The 18,178-nt window shown below is 32.6% G+C and carries 15 protein-coding genes; 9 read left to right on the forward strand and 6 right to left on the reverse strand.

Annotation, left to right across the window (positions count from 1 at the left end):
• Positions 1–13 precede the first annotated feature (13 nt).
• From TERY_RS08330 to TERY_RS08360, 8 genes are all read left to right on the forward strand, one after another.
• The gene (locus TERY_RS08330) at positions 14–1,000 is read left to right on the forward strand and encodes a heme o synthase (protein ID WP_011611415.1); all 987 of its coding nucleotides are present in this window, start codon (positions 14–16) and stop codon (positions 998–1,000) included.
• Positions 1,001–1,982: 982 nt separating this feature from the next.
• A complete protein-coding gene (locus TERY_RS32725) occupies positions 1,983–2,150 on the forward strand; it encodes a hypothetical protein (RefSeq protein WP_155994367.1) in 168 nt (55 codons plus the stop codon).
• 353 nt (positions 2,151–2,503) lie between these two features.
• Positions 2,504–3,733, forward strand: coding sequence for an AAA family ATPase (locus tag TERY_RS08335; protein ID WP_011611416.1), 1,230 nt, complete (start codon positions 2,504–2,506; stop codon positions 3,731–3,733).
• An 89-nt stretch (positions 3,734–3,822) separates the two neighbouring features.
• Entirely contained in the window at positions 3,823–6,720 is a 2,898-nt protein-coding gene (locus TERY_RS08340) for an AAA family ATPase (protein WP_011611417.1), read from the forward strand.
• Between the two features lie 48 nt (positions 6,721–6,768).
• Positions 6,769–7,881 (forward strand): ATP-binding protein, encoded by a 1,113-nt coding sequence (locus TERY_RS08345; RefSeq protein WP_011611418.1) that lies wholly within the window; start codon positions 6,769–6,771, stop codon positions 7,879–7,881.
• Positions 7,882–8,050: 169 nt separating this feature from the next.
• The gene (locus TERY_RS08350; protein ID WP_011611419.1) at positions 8,051–9,328 is read left to right on the forward strand and encodes an AAA family ATPase; all 1,278 of its coding nucleotides are present in this window, start codon (positions 8,051–8,053) and stop codon (positions 9,326–9,328) included.
• Between the two features lie 32 nt (positions 9,329–9,360).
• The gene (locus TERY_RS08355; protein WP_011611420.1) at positions 9,361–10,608 is read left to right on the forward strand and encodes an ATP-binding protein; all 1,248 of its coding nucleotides are present in this window, start codon (positions 9,361–9,363) and stop codon (positions 10,606–10,608) included.
• Between the two features lie 29 nt (positions 10,609–10,637).
• On the forward strand, positions 10,638–12,566 hold the full coding sequence (locus TERY_RS08360; protein ID WP_011611421.1) for an ATP-binding protein: 1,929 nt from the start codon (positions 10,638–10,640) through the stop codon (positions 12,564–12,566).
• Here the strand turns inward: TERY_RS08360 and TERY_RS36575 are convergent, their stop codons facing one another.
• The 6 genes from TERY_RS36575 to TERY_RS08380 form a co-directional block, all read right to left on the reverse strand.
• Positions 12,567–12,692, reverse strand: coding sequence for a hypothetical protein (locus tag TERY_RS36575; RefSeq protein ID WP_370496861.1), 126 nt, complete (start codon positions 12,690–12,692; stop codon positions 12,567–12,569).
• 6 nt (positions 12,693–12,698) lie between these two features.
• Entirely contained in the window at positions 12,699–14,117 is a 1,419-nt protein-coding gene (locus TERY_RS08365; RefSeq protein WP_370496863.1) for an ammonium transporter, read from the reverse strand.
• 1,028 nt (positions 14,118–15,145) lie between these two features.
• Positions 15,146–15,346, reverse strand: a complete 201-nt coding sequence (locus TERY_RS36580; RefSeq protein ID WP_011611423.1) for a hypothetical protein — start codon at positions 15,344–15,346, stop codon at positions 15,146–15,148.
• A gap of 8 nt (positions 15,347–15,354) precedes the next feature.
• Positions 15,355–15,486 carry a hypothetical protein gene (locus TERY_RS36585; protein WP_370496865.1) on the reverse strand — a complete coding sequence of 44 codons (132 nt, stop codon included), beginning with the start codon at positions 15,484–15,486 and terminating at the stop codon, positions 15,355–15,357.
• Between the two features lie 66 nt (positions 15,487–15,552).
• A complete protein-coding gene (locus tag TERY_RS08375) occupies positions 15,553–16,215 on the reverse strand; it encodes a TetR family transcriptional regulator (RefSeq protein WP_011611424.1) in 663 nt (220 codons plus the stop codon).
• A gap of 787 nt (positions 16,216–17,002) precedes the next feature.
• Positions 17,003–17,752 carry a tryptophan-rich sensory protein gene (locus TERY_RS08380; protein WP_011611425.1) on the reverse strand — a complete coding sequence of 250 codons (750 nt, stop codon included), beginning with the start codon at positions 17,750–17,752 and terminating at the stop codon, positions 17,003–17,005.
• Between the two features lie 48 nt (positions 17,753–17,800).
• On the opposite strand from TERY_RS08380, the gene TERY_RS36590 reads away from it, so the two are divergent.
• Positions 17,801–17,923 carry a hypothetical protein gene (locus tag TERY_RS36590; RefSeq protein WP_370496868.1) on the forward strand — a complete coding sequence of 41 codons (123 nt, stop codon included), beginning with the start codon at positions 17,801–17,803 and terminating at the stop codon, positions 17,921–17,923.
• Positions 17,924–18,178 lie beyond the last annotated feature (255 nt).

Consider the following 18,178-nt stretch of genomic DNA (forward strand, 5'->3'; position numbering starts at 1 on the left):
ACAAATAAAATCCATGCAACAAGTTATTTCTCATAGTCTACCACGGCGCCATAACAATATCCTACAGGTATTTAAAAGCTATTATCAACTTACAAAACCCCGCATTATTTTGCTGCTATTAATTACAACTGCAGCGGGAATGTGGTTGGGAGCAAAAGGAGAAGTATCTCTCTTTCTTTTGTTCGTTACATTAACAGGTGGTGCATTAGCTTCTGGTGCAGCTAATGCTATTAACTGTATCTACGACAGCGATATTGACTATATTATGGAGCGTACTCGCTGGCGTCCTATTCCATCTGGGAGAGTTAAACCTCGTGATGCTCTGATTTTTGCGTTGACTCTGGCAGCAACATCATTTACTTTACTCACAGTTTTTGCTAATTTACTAGCTGCACTGTTGGCCATGTCGGGAATAGTTTTTTATGTTGGTGTTTACACTCACTGGTTAAAACGTCACAGTGTTCAAAATATTGTAATTGGTGGTGCTGCTGGTGCTATTCCTCCGTTAGTGGGTTGGGCCGCAGTCACAGGGGAATTGAGTTGGGCTGCTTGGTTATTATTTGCAATTATTGTGGTCTGGACTCCTCCTCATTTTTGGGCATTAGCAATTTATATTCGTGATGAATATCAGGAAGTTGGGGTGCCTATGTTACCTGTAATTGAGGGAAATGAGGAAACAGCTAGACAGATTTGGGTTTATACTCTAATTTTAATTCCTATGACGCTATTGCTGGTTTATCCGTTGCATGTGAGTGGAGCCATTTATGCAGTATTAGCGACTTACCTTGGTGTAATTTTTATTAAGAAAGCTTGGCAGTTGTTGAAAGATCCTTCGAATAAAGATGTAGCACGATCGCTGTTTAAGTATTCTATCTACTATATGATGTTATTGTGTTTGGTAATGGTCATTGATAGTTTGCCTTTTACTCATGGAATTACTACTGCTTTAGCAGATAGTTGGCAAACTTTTATTGGTGGAGCGATCGCAATTTTATTTTAGGAGCTATATCAAAATAAGTTGTATAAATTTCATTTGAGATGAATTGTGAAATTTAGCTTCTATCAAAAAACTGTTTGAGTTATTTTTACCAAAAAATTGGGTACAAATATAAAGGCTCCCCCTTTGAGGGGGACTTTTAATTTTGAATGTACTTTTTAAGATTTGCAAGTGGTGCGCCTCTAACTAAAGTCACATACAGAGGAAGGACTCCAAAGCAGAGTTTTGTGAGTTTTTGTATATTCTGCTGGGCTATATCATCTACTCGAAACATCTTTAAGATGATTGACAATTTTGTGATCTGGATAATTTGGGTGGGTATTTGATAGCTATATGAACATGATAATTTTCGCCATTAAATTTTAGTATCTTGAAGTTTATCTCTTTACCCCAGGAGGGGAGCAAGAGAAGTGGGTGCAGTACCCTATAAAATTTCAGCCGACATAGGAGCTTCGAGTCGGTTCTTTCTCTGTGTCTGCTTTCTTCAGAAGAGCTTCGTTAACAGGTCCCAGAGAATCTCAAATAAGTCTTTAGTTTCAATTAGACAATATAATTTTGTTTTAGGTAGGCAAAATGCTTACCTTTCCTTTTTATTAGCCTGAGATTATCTAAAATTATTTTTCAAAATATGATTTTTAAAACCATTGCAGCTGATTTTTAATGATAATTTCTTGGCACATATTACTAACCCATTGAATAACCACAGCATTATAGGGATAAGGTTGATATTGAGTGCGCAAAATTGTTTTTCGCAGTTCATTGAAAAATTCAGATTTCGTAACTCTGTATCAACTATTGTCTGTGGTTCCATCTCCAATAGAAGAGAGCACAAAAAAATTCAGTTTACTTTTGACATCTAAACCATAGCGATCGCTCATCAAACTTCTATGTTGGTTTTCACAAATTTTTCTTTTAATATTATTGTAGGCTTGATTTATTTCCTGATAATTGAAAAATCAAAAAAACCACTACAAGCTCTAAATTGTTGGCAACTACACCTCCATTAAAAATTCTATATCCAGTGTATAGTGACTCTCCACTCACTATTAGGAATTGTCTTCCAGCAACTTCCGTATTAGCTTTTATAATGCTCATGGCTATAGATGGAGTTTTAGTATTAGGGAATAAAGCGATCGCTTCTGCTTTATCCTAGATAAAAATTGCTCTGCAGAAAATAGGAAATATAGACAATTTTTGACCAAATAAATAATCGCGTTTATGTAGCAATTCATGATAGTTATACCATGGGTAAATTATCTGTATTTAAGTATATAAAATATCTCTATTTTGGGATGATAAAGGATTACATTTTTCAGAATATTTGACTTTTGATAACAACTGTGAGGATTCATTTACCCTAAAGCAATAAGCGTAGGTTAGGTCTCAGAAAAAAGCCCCCACAAAAATATAGCGCGTATTAGGTTTGACTAGAAATTTAACAACCCTGAATACTCTGATATAATTGAGTGTTATAGTCAAACTAAAGTTCAAATAATTTATCTAATTATGTCATCCAATAAATTCTTTCCCAATAAACCTGTTCCTCCAGAGAAGTTTGTCGGTAGAAAATCTGAACTATACACAATTTTTGACCAAGTTAATAATCGTGGTCATGTGGCTATTCATGGTGCTTCTGGTATGGGTAAATCATCTTTACTCGACTATATAAAATATCCTCATTTTTGGGATGATAAAGGATTAAATTTTTCAGAGGCTTTGATTGTTTATCACAACTGTGAGGGTTCATTTACGCCAAATAGTTTTTGGCAAGAAATTTTACAAGAGTTAAGAAATGAAGCTGAAGGTGATACAGATTTACAGAGTAAGATTGATGATGTCTTAAAATTAGAAACAATAGAAATAAGAGATATACGTCGAATACTTAAACAAATTGGGAAAAGAAATAAATTTTTATTATTATTATTAGATGACTATAATGGAATACTTCGTACACCAGAATATTATAGCAAAGACTATCAAAAGTCTAGAGAAGTACAGACGTTTTTAAGTGGGTTGCGTAATCTGGCAGTTCATAGTACAGAAAGTCAATATTTCTCAACAGTTGTTGCTGCATTCCAAAAAGTGGATGAGTTAGGTCCAGAGATTCCTCGTGGTGGTTCTCCTTGGTATAATCATTATCTATATGTAGATTTAAAACCTTTTAGTCGGGAGGATATTAATAATTATTTTTTTAATTCCGATAGTCATTTCTTTATTTCAATTCCTGAAAATATTCAGAAAGAAAAAGTGTTAGAAATTACTAGTGGATATCCAATCTTACTTCAACAGGCAGGTTATATATTTTCTAAACTGGATCGAGTTATTGATATTAATACTTTTAAGGCAGAACTTAAAAATCAAACTGAACAGATATTTAAGGATATATGGAGAGAATTGACTACAGACGAACAAAAGCTTTTACAGCTCATTGTCATTGATAACTTCAAAGGAGAAGTTAATGGAAAGCGTTATTCTCATGATGGTATAGATCAAGTATTTGAGGAAAATAAGTATAAACTGACAACCTTGGAGCAAAAAGGTGTTATCTCTCAGAGCCCAGACCAGGATAAATATAATTTTTCTTCTTCTTTAATGCAAGATTTAGTTCTTCAAAAATTGGCTGAAAGTATTTGGGACCCTAAAAAGGGTAAAATCTTGTTTGACAGCTTTGGAACCAAGATTAACTATGAGCAGTCCATGATTGAAGAATTATTAGGAATAATCCCTTTTAATTAATCAAAAAATCAAGAATAGTCAACTCAATTTTGGCAATTTTCTTTATACTTAAATAAAAAATTAAACCCTAATATGAGGTAGTACTTCAGATGAGTAATTCAGAATTTATTTCTAACCCATATATTATTGGCATTCCCATTCGCCAAAAAGATAAATTTTATGGACGAAGAGAAATATTTGATTTTCTTGAAACTCAGCTCAGGCAAAATGTAAAAATTATCTTATTACAAGGACAGCGACGAATTGGTAAAACATCAGTTCTTGAGCAGATTAGTAATTTTATTGATTTGAATGATTTTGTTTTTATTCAACTTTCTCTAGAAGATAAAAAATCTACAAATATAGAATATTTATTTGAGGAATTAGCAATAGAAATTCAAGATTACATCACAGATAATCTTGAGATAGAAGAGAGTAGTGTCTCTTGTTATAATAGTTCTAAATTTCCTAATACATTAAATTGGTTTGAGAAAATATTTTTGCCGGAAGTTTATGAAACTCTAGACGGTAAAAATGTTGTTTTAATGTTAGATGAATTTGATAGACTAGATAATATTAATCAAGAGACAGAAAACAAATTTTACAAATATTTGAAGCAGATAGTTACAACAGATAAAAAACTTTTTCTACTGCCAGTTATAGGCAAACCTGTTGAGGATCTTTCTGAATATTTTCAGGACTCTTTTCGGCAAGCAATTTTGCAAAAAATTGGATTACTAGATGATTCATATGCTAAAGAGTTAATTATCAATCCAACGAAAAAACTAAAATATCAAGATGAAGCCATCGAGACAATTCTCAGATTATCAGCTAATCATCCTTATTTTACTCAGGTTTTATGTTTTACTTTGTTTAATAGTGCTAAGGCTAGAGATAGATGGGAAGTAACTTCTCAAGATGTAGAAAGTATTGTTGAAAAAGCGATTACTCATTCTCAAACAGGATTAGCATCTTTAAGAAATTCATTACCAATATATGAAAAAGTTGTTTTTTTAGCAGTAGCAAAGTCTCAAGATATAGATGGTATAAAAGAGCAGTTATTAACTTTAGAAGATTATGGTGTTTCTGTAACGGATGCCTTGAAAAAAGCGTTGAAAAATTTGGATAAATGGGGTTTTTTAGAAAAGCAAAGTTCTAGTTCCCCACAGGATTTTTATCAATTAAAAGTAGAGTTTGTTCGACGTTGGTTAATTACAAATAATTTCATCAAAATTTTTGGTGAGGCAATTCGTGAATTAGAAATTGCTGATTTAGAAGCTAATGAGCTTTATCAGGAAGCATGCAAAATAGGAGCAAGCGATATTAATAGTGAGATTGAAAAGTATAAGGAAGTAATTATAAAAAATCCTAACCACTTTAGCGCTAAATTGAAACTGGCTCAACTTTACTACGAGAATAAAAAATTCGACTCAGCAATTGAATTATATGAAAATATTGACAAACTATATCAAAGAATTGATAGGTTTAGAGAGCATAAAAATATCCAGGAGTTTCTACCATTAAAAGTTGAAAATAATTTGCTTGAGGTTCGATGGAAATATATTGATATTTTATTAGCAGATCCAGAGAATTTAGACTCTTTAAGATTTGCAGAGGAACAGCTCAAAAAAATATCTGAACTAGAGCCAAATAACGAGAAAGTTAATAATAAGTTAAATGATATAAATCTGAAAATTCGTCGCCTGACAGCAAATCCTTTTACGATCAAAAAATATGTTGAACCAGAAGATTTTGTTGGTCGTAGAGATATTATTAGTTATGCTTTCAATCAAATTAAATATAATAGTAATGGTCTTTTTTATGGTACCCCAGGGATAGGAAAATCTTCATTGCTCAGATATTTAGTTGAACCTGCATCTTGGGAGATAAAAAAATACAACGTTGATATTAATGATTACTATATATTGCAAATTGATTGTGAATCTATAGAAAATTTATCTGTTACTAACTTTTGGAAAGAAGTTATAAGAGAACTAGATCTGGAAACTGCAGATGATACAAAGTTAAAAGATAACATTCAAAAAATCTTAGCTCAGGAAACAATAACTAAAGTTGACATAGAGTCTTTATTTAGGTCAATTAGCTCTCAAAAATCCTTGGTACTATTGATAGATAATTATGATGCTTTATTCAAAACCCAAAATAATTATTCCTCAAATGAAGCATTGAAGCTTTTGAGACAGTTGAAAAGTATTAATAATCATAAACGTATAAAATGTTCCCTGATCATGACTTCCTCGGAAAAGGTAGAGAAACTGCTTGGAGAGTTAAAAGAAGATACATCAATTTGCGAATATCTTGTTACTTTTCCTCTCGAACCATTTAATGATAATGAAATGGAAGAATTATGGGAAAGAATGCCAAAAGAATATAGAGATAGAAGAGTTCTACAAAAAAAAGTCAAAGATTTGACTGGCGGCCATCCGGCGCTTTTTCAAATTATTTGTTATTATTTGTACGATTTGTGTAAAGTAAATATTGATAAACAGACACAGAAAAATAAATATGAAAACCTAAATAAGTGGTTTTATGATCAGGCAAAGTTAATATTAAAAGGAATATGGAAATCATTAACTTTGGCAGAACAAGGAATGTTACTTTTAGTTATTTTATCTGACTTAGAAGGGCGTATTAAAAGACATAGGAAGTATGACTTAAGTGGAATTAGAAGGTCGTTTAGAGAACAAGATCAAGTTTTAAATAGTCTAAAATACAGAAAAATAATCACAAAAACTGGTACTGATAGAAACCACGAGGATATTTACGATTTAACGTCAGATGCTTTAAAGGAATGGGTAATTAATGAAATTATCATTAAGGATGTTGATGACGATGTTGCACAGCGGGAAAAAATCTTTTTATTTATCAAGCAAAAAGATGTCAATATGATTAACCAGCTATTTAAAGAATTATGGAGTAGCAAAGATGAAGTTAAAGAATCACTGGTTTGTCTTAAGGAAATATTATCCTTATTTTTTGTGGCATGATCAAGAGTTACGATTTAGTATATTAAATATTTTTAACTTTCAAGAAAGATGAACGATTACAAATACAGACCAAATCCTTATATTTTTGGCAAACCAATTTATCAAAAAAAACAATTATTTGGTAGAGAAAATACTGTTAAAAGAATTCAAAATAACATTAAAAATAATATAAAAATAACTTTGTTGCATATCCAAAGACGTATTGGTAAAACTTCATTAATAACTTGTTTGCCTCAGTTTTTCACTGATGATATTAAGTGTGTTACTTTTTCATTTCAAGGTTATAAAAATAGATCAATACTTGAAATCTTAAATAATCTTGCTGATGAGATTGCTAATACTATTGATGGAGTCCCTAGAGAAGTAAGAGAACTAGCTGATAGTTCAGAAAATTTTTTTCGGATTTTTTTGCCAAGGATTATTAATAAATACTTATCTGGTAAAAACCTTGTTCTTCTCCTAGATGAATTTGATGTTTTAGAAGAAGATCAAACAACGTTTATTCATGGAAAATACTTATTTAATGAATTAAAAAAAGCTGTGAACCGAGAAGAAAAACTATTTGCTATCCTGGTTTTTGGTAGACCATTAAAAGATATGACCTATCTAGGAGAATTGTTACAAAAAGAAGGTCAAGAGACTATAGAAGTTGGTTTGCTGGATAAGAAAAGTACACACAATTTGATTGTTGAGCCAGCTAAGGGAACATTAGAATATGAAGCAGATGCAATTGATGCTATTTGGCAACTATCCGCGGGTCATCCTTCTCTAACACAACTACTATGCTTGTATATTTTTAGGTTTTGTATTCAAAAAGGAATAAAAAAGGTAACTCATACTCATGTCGACTCAATTTTAGATGAAGCAATGGAGGGAGGTAAGGCAGCATTAAAAGGCTTTATAGAACCTTTGAATGAAAACGAAAATTTGTTTTTTCGTGCAGTAGCAAAAGCTCAGAATGAAGTTGGAGAAAACCGACTAAAGGCTAATATAAAAAAATCGCAGTCTGTAGGGAAACGTTTAGCTGAAGAATATGGCTTTTTAGAAGAAAAAGAAGATGGAACAGGCTATAAAATTAAAGTCGAGTTAGTCCGGCGTTGGCTAGTAAAAAATTATCCTTTATCTGACAAAGAAAAGCTGCAAGTGGAAAAAGCTATTTAAAAAAATAAAATCCCATATTTTGTGTTTTGGATGTGGAACTGCTATTAAAACCTAGCCAACTTAATTAAAGTATGAAATATCTGAAAGATGCCGAAGATTTAGCAATTCTGAAGACTCTGATATAATATGAAATTATAGTCAAGCTAAAAGTAAAATAGTTGATCCAATTATGCCACGCAATCAATTTTATCCCGATAAATCTGTTCCTCCAGAAAAATTTGTAGGTAGAACATCTGAACTATCCACGATTTTTGACAAAATTAATAGTCGCGATCATGTTGCTATTTTTGGTAGTTCTGGTATGGGTAAAACATCTTTGCTTCAATATATAGAAAACTCTAAATTTTGGGAAGAAAGAGACTTAGATTTTTCAGAAGCTTTGATTGTTTATCACAACTGCGAGCTTTCAGTTATAGATAGTTTTTGGCAAGAAGTCCTCAGAACATTAATAGATAAAGCTACAGGTGATCAAGATTTAGTGAGTAAGATTAATGCTTTATTAGGGTTGGAGAAAATAGAAATAACAGATATACGGGAGCTTCTCAGAGAGATTGGGAAAAGAGGTAAGTTTTTATTATTATTATTAGATGACTATCATAGAATACTTGGTACACGAGAAGAGTATCCGGAAAACCAGGGAAAAAAATCTAAAAAAGTGCTGACTTTTTTAAGTGAGTTGCGTAACCTAGCAGTTCATAATAGAGAAGGTCAATATTTCTCAACTATTGTTGCTACGTTTCAAAAGTTGCATGAACTAGGTCCAACAATTGTTCCTGGTGGTTCTCCTTGGTATAATCATTATGCCTATCTACCTTTAAAACCTTTTTGTAAAAGCGATATTGAGGGTCATTTTTTTAATCGCGATAGTCATTTTTTCATTTCAGATGCTCCGAAAGAAGAAGTTTTAAAAATGACTGGTGGGTATCCAGCGTTACTTCAGTTTACAGGTTATATATTTTCTCGCTTGGAACCAGTTAATGTTGATACTCTGAATACAATGTTAAAAAACGATGCTGATAGAATTTTTCAGGATGTCTGGAACAATTTTGAAAAAAATGAGCAAGAAATTTTGCAGTTAATTTTAATTGATAAATATAAGGGTAAATTCAGGGAAATTTCTTATTCTATTGCTGGCATAGAAAAAGAGTTTATTCGCAATATTAGCATATTGAAGAGTCTTGAAGAAAAAGGATTTATCAGTCAGGTTAAACAAGCAAATAAATATAGTTTTACTTCTTCTTTAATGGAAGATTTTATTGGTGATCAACTTGCAGAAAAAAATGTTTCAAACGCTAAAGACCGCAAGATAGTGATTAATTTATTTATTATCAAGATTACTCTTGGACTATGGAAGAAAGTTAAAGAAAAAATACAGCCTGTTACTAAGTTCATATCACCTCTTGCTAAAATCATCGATTTAATCGCTAACAAAATAGAAGGCAAATAATAGCAAACGTCTAGTTGGATGTAGTTTTGCAAATGAGAAATTTAAAGGCTTTGATTAAAAATCCCTACACTGTTGGTCGCCCAATTTTTGAACCAGAAAACCTATTTGGACGAGAAACAATTTTAAGTTTTATTCAAGAACAACTGACTTCTGGGGCTAAAGTAATTCTATTGCATGGGCAAAGACGTATGGGCATGACTTCATTTATGAACTACATTGCTGAAGATGTTAGTTTAGATGAATTTGTCTTTGTTCGACTGTCTCTAGAAGATAAATATAATAAATCTTTGGATAAAATATTATATGATTTAGCTAGAAATATTACTGATGAGTTGGGAATATCTAGAACCACCATAACTATTCCTAGTCAAGAAGATTTAAAGGTGGAAACACAAGATTTTGTTAATATTTTTATGCTTCAAGTTTACCAACAATTAAAGAGGAAAAATTTAGTTCTACTTCTTGATGAATTTGATATGTTATGGGACAATAGCTGTCAAGAAATTAACCCCTTTGTCAATTTCTTAATTTCAATTATTAATCTACAAGAGAAATTATTTATAATTTTGTTTGTCGGAAGAGGGGAAACTAATCTAGAGTTTATCCAAGATTTATTCCGGGAAGTAGGAAAATTACCTCACCAAGAATTGGGGTTACTTGATAAGTGTAATACTATCAAGTTAGTTACTGAAATTCCTAGGGAAGCCACGAATTATAAGTACGATCCAGATGCAATTGAAAAAATCTGGGAATTATCGGGGGGACATCCTTACTATACTCAATTACTATGTTCTAATTTATTTCACCAAGCTAGAAATAAAGGCAAATGGAATGTGAGTTATCAAGATGTCCAAGGAGTTATAGATAAATCTTTGGAGCAAGGTGAACCTGCTTTTGTATCTCCTCTAGAAGTTTTATCTACTCAACAAAAATTAATTTTGTCGGCAGTAGCTGAAGCACAAGAAAGAGCTACAAATTCAGAGCATATTGTTAGTCCATTGGTGATACTAGAAATGTATGATGTCAAGGTCACATCAAATTTAATAGAAGAACTAATAACAGCAGCAAAACATTTAGTTGATTTGAAGTTTATAGTGGAAATAGGAAAACAAAAATTCAGAAAAATCAGAGTTCCTATCTATAAAGTTAGAATTGAATTGTTTCGACTTTGGTTATTAAAACAATGTCCATTAGACAAACAAAGAGATTTAATTAATGATTTATTTCCTAAGAAGCCCTGGATCCAGAGGCTTTGGTATATGGCCTTTTTAAATGAATAATATTCAGATAATAACTAAACAATCTAATAATGCAAACTAACAATCATTTATCCATAAATCCTTATGTTTTTGGCAAACCAATTTATGAATACAACAACTTATTTGGTAGAAAAAATGATGTTGATAAAATTAAAGATCACATCATTAACAAAGATATAAAAATAACTTTATTGCATGTCCAAAGACGTATTGGTAAAACTTCATTGATAACTTGTTTGCCTCAGTCTTTCACTGAGGAGCAGAATGGTGTTAAGTTTGTTACTTTTTCATTTCAAGGTTATAAAGATAAGCCAATCCCTGAAATACTAAATTATCTTGCTGATGAGATCGCTGGTACTATTCAACTTCCTCAAAAAGTAAGAGATCAGGCTGATACTACGCACAACTTTTTTGAACTTTTTTTGCCGAAAGTTATCGATCAATATTTGTCAGGTCAAAAGTTGGTTCTTCTCCTTGATGAATTTGATGTTTTAGAAGAAAAAGATAAGAAAGGAAAAGTATTATTTGATTACTTAAAAAAAGCTGTTAAGGAACAAAAAAAACTATTTGCTATTCTGGTTTTTGGTAGACCCTTAAAGGATATGAAGTATCTAGAAACATTTTTACAAGAAGAAGGTCAAGAGACTATAGAAGTTGGTTTACTGGATTATGAAGGTACACAAGATTTGATTGTTGAGCCACTTAAGAGAATACAGAGCGTATTTAGATATGAAAAAAGTGCAATAGATAGAATTTGGGAACTATCTGCTGGCCATCCTTCTTTGACACAACTGCTGTGCTCAAATGTTTTTGTTCATTGTAGGAATAAGCAACAGAGTGTAGTTCGGAAAGACGATGTAGACTCAATTTTAAGTCAAGCAATGGAAGAAGGCCAGGCAATATTACAAGGCTTTCTAGAGCCTTTAAGCGATATTGAAAAGTTATTTTTTTTTGCAGTAGCAGAAGCTCAAGAACAAGGCACAGACCCATTAAAGATTCTGAAAATAATACAAAAAACTACAATAACACCGGCAGATTTTAGAAGAGCACGAGAGCGTTTAATAGAGTTAGGCTTTGTAGAAAAAAATGGCAAAGGTCTTAAAATAAAAGTTGAATTAGTCCGGCTCTGGCTAATAGAAAAAAACCCCTTACCCAACAATAAACAGAGGAAACCGAAGGAAGGAAGAAAAAAGATCAAACGTCATATAACCTCAAGTCAACCCAACAGACCTAACCCAGTTGCACAATTCATTGCTTTTATTGCGTTGATAAGCGTTATAGTTTTTATTGGACAGAAGTTACTCTCTAGGATTGATAGCTCCAAAAACTATGAACGCTTTCAGTCTGACTGTTACAGACTATCAGAGGAAATAAGCAACGCTTTAGAAGAGAAAAAAGATACAACGCAGTTGCAAGTCATCAAAAAAGTTAGAACTGAATGGTCGAGAGAAAAAAAAGGCTTATTAGACAAACAATGCCCATATTCTTATGAACTAGATGCAAAATATAATGCATTACTACAGTACTATGGACAAAGTAAAGTAGATACTGGAAACTTTGATGAAGGTATAGAAGCATTTTGTGAGATTACCAGTGAATACAAGAATTTTTCTGACATTAAAAAAATCTTTGAAAGATGGGTACTAATAGACAAAAGATTATCTAATGAAAGTACAAAAAGGGTGCTGAAGCAAATAATTAAGCAAAATCAATCAGGAAATGATTGCCTTGTTTATTCATTTAAAGACGATAGAAATAAAAATGATCTGTATGACCTGAAAGCTCAAGTTCATGCTGATGATTATGAGTATGGCGAAGCGGTCGAGTCATATTGCAAAATTACAGAAAACTATTATAAGTTTGAGACTGTTGTTAAACAGCTAAAAAAATTGAAACGAGAAAATGTAGAGAAAGTAGAGGAAAAACTCAAAGAATTAAACGATCCGTGTCCAGCATTTCCTCCCTCACCAGACAATTAATTAATATTGCTCCCTTGGATTTTCCCAAGAATTATCGCTACCTTGGAACTCTTCTTGAGGTACTACTTTAATTCCTTGCCTAAATACTCTAGCTATTTTCTTCAATAAGTTTCTTTCTTGAGACAAAATTCTTTATTTTCTAAGTATTTTTTCAAATAAGTATAAGGTAAGCCCAATAAATATCCAGATTATACAACTAACTAAAAAAGTAGTGATAAAAACCACGCCCCATCCTGAAAATTGCCATTCTAATCGCTCCAAGAAATTATAAGTTTTCTCATAAACGATAGTGCCTCTGAGGCTAAAAGATACAGCAATAGTACCCCAGCATCCGCAAAAGAGATGAACAGGAATAGCCCCTAATGGATCCTCAAGTTTTATCCACTTTAAAAGTTTCCTAGTTAAAACGACAACCACTCCACTAACAGCACCTATAAAAATGGCAATAGGAATATCTACATAAGCAGCAGAAGCGGTTATCCCAACTAAGCCTCCTAATATACCATTAATTAGTGATGACAGATCTAGTTTTCCAATCTCTGAGTTGTTGCTAGATCTTTGAGAAAATAATGGGCTAAGTAATATAGCAATAATCCCGCCAGTTGCTGCAGACATAATAGTAGTTATGATAATATGACCTACTTCTTTGAGCTCGGTTGTTGAACCACCATTAAAGCCTAACCAACCTAACCAAAGTATCAGACATCCGAGGGTAGCAGACGTCAAATTTCTTTGATCATAGGATTCCTTTTGACCCTGAGGAGAAAGTGCTTCCGAACCTTCATCCGTTTCTAAATCTTCCCAGGGATCATATCCAAGCCAAGACCATCTTGGCTTAAGTAATATAGCAACTGCTAAAGCAGCAGTTCCTCCCACAGTATGAACAACAGTAGATCCGGCAAAATCTATAAAGTTCAGTCCTTGCTTGAGCCAACCATATTCTGACCATACCCAATGACCGACAATAGGGTATAAAAATCCTACCAAAATAAAACTAAAGCAGAAAAATACCCAAAGTTTCATTTTTTCTGCAACTGCTCTAGAAACAATAGTAGCTGCAGTGCCAGCAAATGCTAATTGAAAGAAAAATATAGAGGCGATAGAACGTTTAGGAAACTGACGCTGCAAACAAGAAAATCCTTTGCTAGGATAACCTAGGGGAGTATCATTTTTTGGCGGTAGAATAAATTGTGACTTTTGCTCGAACTCATTATATTCCATTGTTGGAGAAAAATGTCCGTGATAACTCTGTACTTTTTCATTCTTTTGCTCGAAGTTTCCCCTACAAGGAAGATGATATGAGCTATCCCCAAACATCAAGCCAAAACCAAACATCCAAAAGGCGATCGCCGCCACACAAAAAACGATTAAGTTTTTTGCCAAGACATTAACAGAATTATCGCTGCGACAAAAACCTGCTTCCAACAGAGCAAAACCAGCATTCATAAAAAATACCAGAGCCCCAGCTAACAATAGCCAGATATTATCTACTTTCACAAAATCATCACTACCACCATTAGCTAAAGCTACTTGGCAACCTATCAAAACCACGATAGTTCCCAAAAACAAACAGAAATACCTAAAACGTGAGAACCAGTTTTTATCCATCAATTTTCTTAACATCAAACCTCCGTCAAATAATTAATAGTTAGTATTATACCTTAACAAGCAGCTGGAGAAAACAGCATGAGATTGATCAAATTCTCATAAAATAATATTACCCAAGAGTCAAGGTGAACTCAGATTAAATACAGTTACATCATTAACTGTTTTAATAGTCTAATCACCAGCATTTTGACAAACATCAAATAATATGATAGCAGTATAAGAAAATCTAGAGGAAACGACTGATGAAAATTGGGTTTTGAGGTACAGGTTTAATAGGTCTACCAATGGCTTAAAAACTGTTAGAAGGGAATCAATATTATAAGGACTTATAAACCGACTCAATCGAAATTAGTGTACACATTCAGCAGTCAGCTATCAGATATCAGCCTAGTTAGAAAAATTAGCCTCCAAGAAGAATTAAAAGTCTGACACGAAAAAGATGATCGGCTAAACTTGAATTTTTTGCACAGGATGACCAAGCAAAAGCTTAAGCTTTCAGCATTCAGCATTCAGCTATCAGTTATGAGTTATTAACTCATGATATTGGAAGCAGGAATTAGTCTCCAAGGAAAATTAAAAAGTTATGTTGGCATAGCATGACCTTGGCTCTGCAGTTGCTGTAGCTATTAAAAATGTAATTTTATCCAACAGTTCAAAAGCTGAATTATCCTATCGCACAGTAATTCAAATTTAACTTTTAACTTTCAACTTTTGAATGCATGATTTTATTTGTATATTGGCTGAAGAGGAAACATTTTTTTTCACCGAATTAAGTATATTTGATCTGATATCAGAAATTAGTTTTAACTTTTAACTTTTAAGGCAATAAAATCTTACTTTTGAATAGATGACTTTTGAATGCATAATTTTTAACCTGCCATCCAAACTAGAAAGCTCAAAATATTCTCAACAGGTGGCAATGGATAATCTGTCAAATAAATTGTTACAGTTTGCTCTTCTAGTTTAAGAAATCACCAAACTGTACCACTTGTAACTGCACCGTAGATAGTTGAAATTAATAGCCGTTTTTGTTCATTAAAGCGTTGAGCTGCTACCATTTCTGCTAAACATTGTCCAAGACATGGTTTGATATCTTCTTTTTTGGCTTCAACTAAGACGGGATTAATAATACCTTCAGAACGAGCTGTTTCACTACTAACAGCGATGCCCAAGGTACTGTTTATTTTAGGGTATCTTTAAGTAAAGCAGTAGGATGAATTGGGTAAATGTCTGGGAGAAAGCGATCGCCTGTAACCATAGTCAGTTGAAAATCTTCGAGGGCTTTCCTCAGGGTAAATTTACTATAAGGCATAACTTTGATCAAAGTTTCATCTCAGAATTTTTAAGTAAACATAATATTATTAATTGATATCTAAAATCAAACACTAATTCCATAACTTATAAAAGTTACAAGATGCTCTATAAATTGATCAATAGAATTGTCACTTAATATTTCTGATTCTTCAATTTGATTCAAACTGCGCACTACCATTGCAACTATTAAATCAAGATTCCACTTTAATTCTGTAGGATATTTATGGGGTAGCACTTTTGTTAGTATGTATAGAAATCTTTGTTGAATAGTTCTAAATTCTTGTTCTACCCGTTTATGAATTGGGTGGAGTTCGGTGCGGCAACACCCCATAAATTGTGCATGAATTCGAGATTCTTCTGATCCCTGTTGAAGCATCTTTAGGGGAGGGCTGACAAAAGCTGTTAAAATTTCCGGCAGTGAAGGGAGCTGATCTGACTCTTCTAGAATTTTGAGTTGTCGTAGTTGTTCTTGAACAATGGGTTGTCCTACCCGTCGGACTACTGCAATAAACAGTTCCTCTTTGGAACCAAAGTGATAATGAATGGCCGCCAAGTTTACATCGGCTTCCCGGACTATAGCTCTTAGTGAAGTTCCTGTAAAACCCAGAGAGGCAAACCGTTTTTCTGCGGCATTGAGAATTTTTTCCTTTGTATCAATAGTTGAATTTTTACTCATTGAATCCTGTGTTTGTTTTCCAGAATACGCAGCTTGGTTTGATTTAATCATCAATTAGCTACCCTTCCAGTTTATTTTCAATCTATGTTTTCTTTTCGCAAATAATCACGATTATTTTAAATAATACACTTTTATTCTAACAGGAATTACGAAGTAGGATTATATATGTTGGATAATTTAGTTATGATTCCAGATATAACTACTAATATTAGTCTCATTGTGTAGTTTTTGTCCAAGTTGACTAAATCTTGTACAGACTAATAATAGTTGATCTGTACTGTATAAATAAGTAATAGAAGTTAATAACAAAAAATTGAGTAATAATTATTTTTGCCAGATACGAAATTAGACTATATCTTATTGATTTTACTGATTGCTAAATACCTATTGGTAATAATTCTTATTATTAAATATCTAATTAAATGATAGTATACAGCAATAGTGCTGATGAAATATGTAATAAAAGTTAATAGCAAGAAATTAAGTAATAATTCCTATTGCTAAATACGCAATTAAGTTAGAAGGAAAGAAAAGGCACTTGGAGGAGAAAGTTTTTTGATAACTGATCATTGAGAATTAATATTAGAATAATATCCTGAAAATTCTACGCGGTAATTAATTATTCAATCTTCAAGAGCGAGATTTTACCAAATTAAATTAGGTTTGACTATGCCGATATTTAAAGTCGTTATGGTAGATAACTAATTTGTTCTGCTAATATCAAATATGTTGGCTTCGGAGTCATATAATTCCTATTGTCAGTATGAGCTAAAACTATTCGACTTTAAAATTTAGTAGGAGTTTGGCGAAAAAAACTCCTACAATACTTAAGTATATTTTAGCTAACGTTTAATTTTAGTGGGTATAATGGTTCTTGACCATTCAACTGCCAAATCCTAAATACTAATACAACAGCCACAGTTAACCACACACAAGAAGGAGCCAAAATGATTCCAGCTATAGGGTTAATTTGCCAGTAAAGTATAGTAACTATTAATGCAGATAACCAAGGACCTAAAATAACTACAGGAACAGCAGCACCTAACCTCTTTTGTACAGTAAAGATAGTATTCCAAGTATCTCCTAAAGCAAGATGTAGTGCAAAAGCTATAAAAGGAAGCACTAAAAATTGTTGGTTCATCTGCTGCCAAATTAATAGAGAAGAAATTACTCTTAAAATGGAAATTGTCATCCAAACTATGGGAAAAGCTAGAGGTGGAGGTGCCCATTTTGGTCTAACAATATTATCATAGGTTTTCCTAGTGCGGGTATTATCTAAGAACGAAAAAATTCGCGAACGAATACTCAATAATGTGAAAAATAATCCGGCAAATACAGTGCTTAACCAATTGGGAAAAAAGGAGGAATTATCAACTAAAATTACTAATTTTTCCATTCCCCAGAAAGTGAGAATAATTATTCCTATTTGCAGAATAGTTCCTAATTTATAAATTAAAACTGTCTTCAAATCTAGTTCTTTTGTCGGAACTATTTTTCTGTCTAGAGATTGATTTGTATCTTCAGTTTTTACCCCCATTACTGTATTGACAATATGTTCAATTTTTCCACCATCATTTGATTGATTCATAATTACAATACTCAGAGAATTATTAATTTACGGATAATTAATTATACTATGACAAAATTAACCCCAATTCAACTAGAGGATAATACAACTATTTCTCTTGAAGCTACAGAAAATTTGGATATTTCTACGGTAAGCACTCCAGAAAATATAGCAGAAGAAGGGGGGGGATGAAGTTGCTCCCTTTTAACTTCTGTTCTTACTTTTGATTTTTGATTTTTGATTTTTGATTTTGACTAACTTAAGGCGATCGCGGCTTTAGTCAAACTTTCCCAGAAAGTACCATCTATTTATTAACTTGCCAAAGGCTTTGTTATATGAAGGTAGGGATATGGCACTTGGACTTTGATTTGGACTTATACTTGGACTTACTCATATTTACTTTTGTGCCACATATTGTGATTTTTACACTATGGGCATCCGCAACGC

Source organism: Trichodesmium erythraeum IMS101 (genome assembly GCF_000014265.1).
Lineage (GTDB): Bacteria > Cyanobacteriota > Cyanobacteriia > Cyanobacteriales > Microcoleaceae > Trichodesmium > Trichodesmium erythraeum.

Excerpts from the sequence above, each read along its gene's own strand:
- TERY_RS08330 (WP_011611415.1), top strand. The coding sequence starts at position 14 with ATGCAACAAGTTATTTCTCATAGTCTACCACGGCGCCATAACAATATC.
- TERY_RS08335 (WP_011611416.1), top strand. The coding sequence starts at position 2,504 with ATGTCATCCAATAAATTCTTTCCCAATAAACCTGTTCCTCCAGAGAAG.
- TERY_RS08340 (WP_011611417.1), top strand. The coding sequence starts at position 3,823 with ATGAGTAATTCAGAATTTATTTCTAACCCATATATTATTGGCATTCCC.
- TERY_RS08345 (WP_011611418.1), top strand. The coding sequence starts at position 6,769 with ATGAACGATTACAAATACAGACCAAATCCTTATATTTTTGGCAAACCA.
- TERY_RS08350 (WP_011611419.1), top strand. The coding sequence starts at position 8,051 with ATGCCACGCAATCAATTTTATCCCGATAAATCTGTTCCTCCAGAAAAA.
- TERY_RS08355 (WP_011611420.1), top strand. The coding sequence starts at position 9,361 with ATGAGAAATTTAAAGGCTTTGATTAAAAATCCCTACACTGTTGGTCGC.
- TERY_RS08360 (WP_011611421.1), top strand. The coding sequence starts at position 10,638 with ATGCAAACTAACAATCATTTATCCATAAATCCTTATGTTTTTGGCAAA.
- TERY_RS36585 (WP_370496865.1), bottom strand. The coding sequence starts at position 15,486 with ATGCCTTATAGTAAATTTACCCTGAGGAAAGCCCTCGAAGATTTTCAA.
- TERY_RS08375 (WP_011611424.1), bottom strand. The coding sequence starts at position 16,215 with ATGATTAAATCAAACCAAGCTGCGTATTCTGGAAAACAAACACAGGAT.
- TERY_RS08380 (WP_011611425.1), bottom strand. The coding sequence starts at position 17,752 with ATGAATCAATCAAATGATGGTGGAAAAATTGAACATATTGTCAATACA.
- TERY_RS36590 (WP_370496868.1), top strand. The coding sequence starts at position 17,801 with ATGACAAAATTAACCCCAATTCAACTAGAGGATAATACAACTATTTCT.